Consider the following 5177-nt stretch of genomic DNA (forward strand, 5'->3'; position numbering starts at 1 on the left):
CCTGACCCCATGCCGAACTCAGAAGTGAAACGCCGTAGCGCCGATGGTAGTGTGGGGTCTCCCCATGCGAGAGTAGGGAACTGCCAGGCATCAAATAAAGCGAAAAGCCCCGTACGAAAGTGCGGGGCTTTTCGCTATGGGGAATTTAGGGTATTTAGCTCTACACGCTCTGCTTATCGGGCCGCAAGCCCCTGTACCATCTTATAAAACTCTGCGTAACAGAGTATCGGATCGGTTAAACTAAGCACAAATAAGTCACTTATGAGTAATATGGCTATGTCGAATGGCGACACTTCTCTTCAATCCCTAAATACTTTTTCTCTGGAGGCCTATGCTGCTGAAATCACGCATGTCCGGAGCGCTGAACAACTCATCGTTGCATGGAAATCAGCGAAGAAAAAAGGGCAGCCTTTTTTACTTTTAGGGGAAGGGAGTAATGTTCTTTTCCTGGAGAATTTTGCAGGGTCAGTGGCACTAAATCGCATAAAAGGCATTGAACTGACTGAAAACGCAGAGGAATGGCAGCTACATATAGGGGCTGGGGAAAATTGGCATCAATTGGTTTGTTATGCATTAGAGCATGATATTCCCGGCCTGGAGAATCTTGCGTTAATTCCCGGATGCGTAGGTTCTGCTCCTATTCAGAACATAGGTGCATATGGTATCGAACTGCAGAGTATTTGTGGTTATGTGGATGTATTGGATCTTCAGAATGAAAAAGTCATCCGCTTGCAATCCGATGAATGCCAGTTCGGTTATCGCGAAAGCATATTTAAACATTCCTATAAAGAAGGGTATGCCATTATTGCCGTAGGCCTGAAGCTGACAAAGCAATGGCAACCGAAACTTACTTATGGGGATCTGACTCGCTTAGATCCTGAGACTGTGACTCCCCGTCAGATCTTTGATTTAGTCTGCGCGATGCGGCAGAGCAAATTACCAGACCCAACCGTTACCGGCAATGCAGGGAGTTTCTACAAAAATCCTACTGTTGATGCTTCTGTGGCAGAGAGAATCAGCAGCGAATATCCCTCTATGCCGTCTTATCCGCAAGCCAATGGGCAAATAAAACTGGCTGCAGGATGGTTGGTTGAACAGGCCGGTCTAAAAGGTTTTGCCATTGGTGGCGCAGCTGTTCATGATAAACAGGCGTTAGTGTTGATTAATAAAGATCACGCGAGCAGTGCTGATATACGCGCATTGGCTAAATATGTACGTGATGCAGTTGCAGCAAAATTTGGCATCTGGCTTGAACCAGAGGTTCGTTTTATTGCCGCGAAAGGGGAAGTGGACGCAATGGGAGCGCTGTCATGAAAGATATTACCGTTCCTCTGCAATTAATCTCCATTTTGGCTGATGGTGAATTTCATTCCGGTGAGCAGTTAGGTACAGCCATGGGGATGAGCCGCGCAGCGATTAATAAGCATATCCAGACGGTACGTGACTGGGGCGTTGATATATTTACGGTGCCGGGCAAAGGTTATAGCCTTCCGTTCCCTATCGAGTTGCTTGACGCAGAAAAAATCCACGCATTGCTCCCGACGGGCCATGTTGATGTTCTGTCTGTTATTGATTCAACCAATCAGTATCTATTGGACAGAATTGGAGAATTAAGCTCGGGTGACGCATGTGTTGCGGAATATCAGCAGGCCGGGCGGGGACGTCGTGGGCGAAAGTGGTTCTCACCTTTCGGCAGTAACCTTTACCTGTCAATGTACTGGAAACTGGAACAGGGACCTGCCGCCGCAATGGGACTCAGCCTGGTCATTGGGATTGTTATGGCTGAGGTGCTTCAGCGTCTTGGTGCTGAAGCAGTACGCGTGAAATGGCCCAATGATCTTTATCTTAATGATCGCAAGCTCGCCGGAATATTGGTTGAACTGACAGGTAAAACCGGCGATGCAGCACAGCTGGTTCTTGGCGCGGGGATTAACCTTAAAATGCGCGAACCTGCTTCTGATGCCATTAATCAGGGTTGGATAAATTTGCAGGAAGCGGGGGTTAATATTGACCGCAATGAACTTACAGCTACGTTGCTGAAAGAGTTAAGGTCAGCATTATTACATTTCGAACAGGAAGGATTAGCGCCATTTATTCCCCGCTGGCGTGGTTTAGATAATTTCCTCGACCGTCCGGTTAAATTACTCATCGGTGACCAGGAAATTCATGGTATTGAGCGGGGTATCGATCCTCAGGGGGCTTTGCTGCTCGAACAGGATGGCGTACTTAAACCTTATATCGGTGGTGAGATTTCACTGCGGGGTATCTGATTAAAATAAAGGAGGGCATGTGCTCTCCTTTATTTTTTAATTTCAGTATATTTATTTTCTCAACCGGACGCTTTCAACCGCATGGTTAGCGCTTTTCGTCAGAATTAAGCTCGCTCTTTCACGAGTTGGAAGAATATTTTCTTTTAAATTCAACCCATTAATCTCATTCCATAGCTGCGTTGCAATGTTCACAGCTTCTTCTTCCGGAAGTTTTGCATAATGATGGAAATAAGAATCAGGATCTGAGAATGCTCCCTGACGGAATTTCAGGAAACGATTAATATACCAACTTTGCAATAATTCTTCAGGGGCATCAACGTATATCGAGAAATCGACAAAGTCAGAAACAAATACATGATGTGGATCATGAGGATAATCCATGCCGCTTTGTAAGACATTAAGCCCTTCAAGGATCAAAATATCTGGCTGCTCAATGACTTTATTGCCCTCCGGTATCACATCGTAGATCAGATGCGAATAGACTGGCGCGGTCACATGCCTTGCACCGGATTTAACCTCTGAAACAAAGTTCACCAGCTGGTGCATATCATAAGACTGAGGGAATCCTTTTTTCTTCATAATCCCACGCTCCTGAAGCGTCTTGTTGGGATAGAGGAAACCATCAGTTGTAATCAGTTCTACCGAACGGTGCTCGGGCCAACGACTTAATAATGCCTGGAGGACGCGGGCTGTCGTACTTTTACCTACTGCGACACTCCCGGCGATTCCAATGACATAAGGAATTTTCTGTCCATCTGTACCGAGGAACTGCTCAAGCACGGCTTGTCGGCGCAGGTTGGAACTGATGTAAAAATTGAGAAGGCGTGAAAGTGGCAAATAGATCTGTGCAACTTCCTCGAGGGATAAATCCTCGTTTATGCCTTTCAGGTTCACCACTTCTGCCTCTTTCAGCGTAAGCGGTACTGAATCACGTAAGGCTGCCCACTGCGCACGATCGAACTGCAGATAAGGAGTTGCCAAAGATGGGTCTCTTTTTTTCATAAGTTAAAGTCTGCCCGTTAGCGCAGGTCAGGAAAGGCGATCACGCCAACTCCAGACAGTAAACCAGCAGCATATTATAGACACCTTAATTTTTGAGGGAGATCTTTTTCTTATAACTTATCGATTTCTTTGATTGAGTTTAAAATTTTTTGAGAAAGTTATGTAAGCGCGGAAAGCCTATGAAAGTGCGGTGAAATGCTCACAGCACAATTTCAAGGCTAAAAGATGGATTGAGATGTGCTGGTAAAAGGTAATAACTGTTTGTAATAGACTACTTCATTTTTTCTGCTGTAACGGGAGAAATCCTGCCTGAGGAGCGCGCAGCGATACCCTTGTGCTCTGTAGAATGCTTCGGCGTCTGAACCTGACTTCATATCTGAAGACAAAATGGTGCAGCGCAGGTTCTGTGCGGTATTTTCCAGCGCACGTAGTAACAGACGACCCACGCCACGTCTTCGTGCTGTAGCGCTGACCAGCAGAGTACTTACTTCGGCCTGATGAGGTAAATCCGGTGAATGGACCAGGATAAGCTGGACGGTACCAATGACGCCTTTTTCATCCCTGGCGATCCAAAGCAATCGTTCATTTTGACTCAGAGCAGGGCATAAATCCTGAAAAGCGTCCTCAGCCTCTCTTTGACCGTTGACACAGGGGAAACCGACAGAAGCATTTGTCCTGTTAGCGTCAATCAATAGTCGCGCGAGTTCCTCTCTGTAAACCGGTAGCGTTGCGGCATTAAGCATGACAATTTTCATTGCGGCACTCCTTCCTATAATAAAACTCGCCTTCGAAAGGAGATATGCAAATATTGCGCCAGTAGAAATAGCTCGGGAATCAGGCCTGACCGACAAAGAAATGCCTCTGGATGTACATTTGTGATGCAAAAGCACATTTATAGTGCATAAATCGAACAGCAGTGCGCTGCGAGGGATTTCTGGCGAGGATGAAGTATAAGTAAGGGGGGCGTATCCATCGCGAACGGGCCTGGAGAAATGACGTTTTTGAATACATTTTGACCCTTTAAACAGCAGGAAAGGAGAAAAAGCTTAGTTTTTGAATAAAACATGAGCGATAACGCAAAACATGCAATTTTTTTGTTGCATACCCTGCAAAGTCTCCATAGAATGCGCAGCACTTGATGCCGGCATAGCTCAGTTGGTAGAGCAACTGACTTGTAATCAGTAGGTCCCGAGTTCGACTCTTGGTGCCGGCACCATTCAAGTACTTAACAATTTAGGTGGGGTTCCCGAGCGGCCAAAGGGAGCAGACTGTAAATCTGCCGTCATCGACTTCGAAGGTTCGAATCCTTCCCCCACCACCATACAAGCCTTAGCAATGAGGCAGCTTGAAATGATAGAGTCGTTTCAAGTGAAGGTGAGGAATTAAGTGTCTCACGTCCTTTTCCCCGTCTTCGAAGTTCTTCAGAAAAATCAGGTAGCCGAGTTCCAGGATGCGGGCATCGTATAATGGCTATTACCTCAGCCTTCCAAGCTGATGATGTGGGTTCGATTCCCACTGCCCGCTCCAAGTATGTGCTGATATAGCTCAGTTGGTAGAGCGCACCCTTGGTAAGGGTGAGGTCGGCAGTTCGAATCTGCCTATCAGCACCACTTCCAAATTCTCCCTCCTGATTTTCTTTCTGTAAACTAATTCGTCAAGCAAATGCTTGGTTGATGTGGTGATACCACCGATTTAACCGTGTCTTAGAGGGACAATCGATGTCTAAAGAAAAATTTGAACGTAACAAACCGCACGTTAACGTTGGTACTATCGGCCATGTTGACCACGGTAAAACTACCCTGACTGCAGCAATCACTACCGTTCTGGCTAAAACCTACGGCGGTTCTGCACGTGCATTCGACCAGATCGATAACGCACCAGAAGAAAAAGCTCGTGGTATCACCA

General features: G+C 46.4%; 5 protein-coding genes, 4 tRNA genes and 1 rRNA gene. 8 read left to right on the plus strand and 2 right to left on the minus strand.

All coding sequences use genetic code 11. From position 1 onward, the window contains the following. The 3 genes from rrf to birA form a co-directional block, all read left to right on the plus strand. Window positions 1–89, plus strand: a 5S ribosomal RNA gene (rrf, locus tag J1781_RS00835); the annotation flags it as partial. 187 nt (window positions 90–276) lie between these two features. Further along, window positions 277–1314 carry a UDP-N-acetylmuramate dehydrogenase gene (murB, locus tag J1781_RS00840; protein ID WP_129955685.1) on the plus strand — a complete coding sequence of 346 codons (1038 nt, stop codon included), beginning with the start codon at window positions 277–279 and terminating at the stop codon, window positions 1312–1314. After that, on the plus strand, window positions 1311–2270 hold the full coding sequence (birA, locus tag J1781_RS00845; RefSeq protein ID WP_129955684.1) for a bifunctional biotin--[acetyl-CoA-carboxylase] ligase/biotin operon repressor BirA: 960 nt from the start codon (window positions 1311–1313) through the stop codon (window positions 2268–2270). The genes murB and birA overlap by 4 nt, the downstream gene beginning before the upstream one ends. Window positions 2271–2321: 51 nt before the next feature. Here the strand turns inward: birA and coaA are convergent, their stop codons facing one another. Together coaA and J1781_RS00855 are read right to left on the minus strand one after the other, a co-directional pair. Next, window positions 2322–3272 (minus strand): type I pantothenate kinase, encoded by a 951-nt coding sequence (gene coaA, locus J1781_RS00850; RefSeq protein WP_129955683.1) that lies wholly within the window; start codon window positions 3270–3272, stop codon window positions 2322–2324. A gap of 218 nt (window positions 3273–3490) precedes the next feature. Next, entirely contained in the window at window positions 3491–4027 is a 537-nt protein-coding gene (locus J1781_RS00855; protein ID WP_217233071.1) for a GNAT family N-acetyltransferase, read from the minus strand. 385 nt (window positions 4028–4412) lie between these two features. Between J1781_RS00855 and J1781_RS00860 the strand changes: the two genes are divergently transcribed. The 5 genes from J1781_RS00860 to J1781_RS00880 form a co-directional block, all read left to right on the plus strand. After that, window positions 4413–4488 (plus strand) — tRNA-Thr (locus J1781_RS00860). A gap of 20 nt (window positions 4489–4508) precedes the next feature. Further along, window positions 4509–4593: transfer RNA gene (locus J1781_RS00865), tRNA-Tyr, on the plus strand. 131 nt (window positions 4594–4724) lie between these two features. Continuing rightward, window positions 4725–4799: transfer RNA gene (locus J1781_RS00870), tRNA-Gly, on the plus strand. Window positions 4800–4806: 7 nt separating this feature from the next. Continuing rightward, window positions 4807–4882, plus strand: a tRNA-Thr gene (locus J1781_RS00875). A gap of 108 nt (window positions 4883–4990) precedes the next feature. Next, on the plus strand, window positions 4991–5177 hold a 187-nt coding region (locus tag J1781_RS00880), incomplete at its 3' end, for a GTP-binding protein (protein ID WP_238483025.1).

The organism is Rahnella perminowiae, assembly GCF_019049695.1.
Classification (GTDB): Bacteria; Pseudomonadota; Gammaproteobacteria; order Enterobacterales; family Enterobacteriaceae; genus Rahnella; species Rahnella perminowiae.

Coding starts and splice junctions, on each gene's coding strand:
- birA (WP_129955684.1), top strand. CDS start 1,311: ATGAAAGATATTACCGTTCCTCTGCAATTAATCTCCATTTTGGCTGAT.
- J1781_RS00855 (WP_217233071.1), bottom strand. CDS start 4,027: ATGAAAATTGTCATGCTTAATGCCGCAACGCTACCGGTTTACAGAGAG.
- murB (WP_129955685.1), top strand. CDS start 277: ATGTCGAATGGCGACACTTCTCTTCAATCCCTAAATACTTTTTCTCTG.
- coaA (WP_129955683.1), bottom strand. CDS start 3,272: ATGAAAAAAAGAGACCCATCTTTGGCAACTCCTTATCTGCAGTTCGAT.